Annotated in this window: 1 protein-coding gene; it reads left to right on the plus strand. The window is 48.3% G+C overall.

Annotation, left to right across the window (positions count from 1 at the left end):
• Positions 1–451 (plus strand): 16S rRNA (cytosine(1402)-N(4))-methyltransferase RsmH (gene rsmH / locus R7040_RS25920; protein WP_318097496.1); only part of this gene is annotated, 451 nt, incomplete at both ends.

A 451-nucleotide genomic window follows, 5' to 3' on the forward strand; every position in this document is an offset into this window, starting at 1 on the left:
TGGCTCAATACGCAGAAGAGTATGACCTAGTTGGTAAAGTAGACGGTGTGTTATTGGATCTTGGTGTGTCTTCGCCTCAGCTGGATGACGCAGAGCGTGGTTTCAGCTTTATGAAAGATGGCCCGCTAGATATGCGCATGGACCCAACTTCAGGCATCCCGGTTTCTCAATGGTTGATGGAAGCGGATCTGGATGACATCACTTGGGTGATTCGTGAATTCGGTGAAGACAAACACGCTCGTCGTATTGCTCGTGCGATTGTGGAATACCGTGAAAACGAAGAGAACGAGCCAATGGTTCGTACTGGTCAGTTGGCAAAACTGATCTCTGAAGCAGCACCAAAAAGTTTTAAAGAGAAAAAGCACCCAGCGACGCGTGCTTTCCAAGCGTTCCGTATTTACATCAACAGTGAGCTAGAAGAAATTGATACTGCGCTGAAAGGCGCGGCTCG

This window comes from Vibrio sp. 1069, from assembly GCF_033340555.1.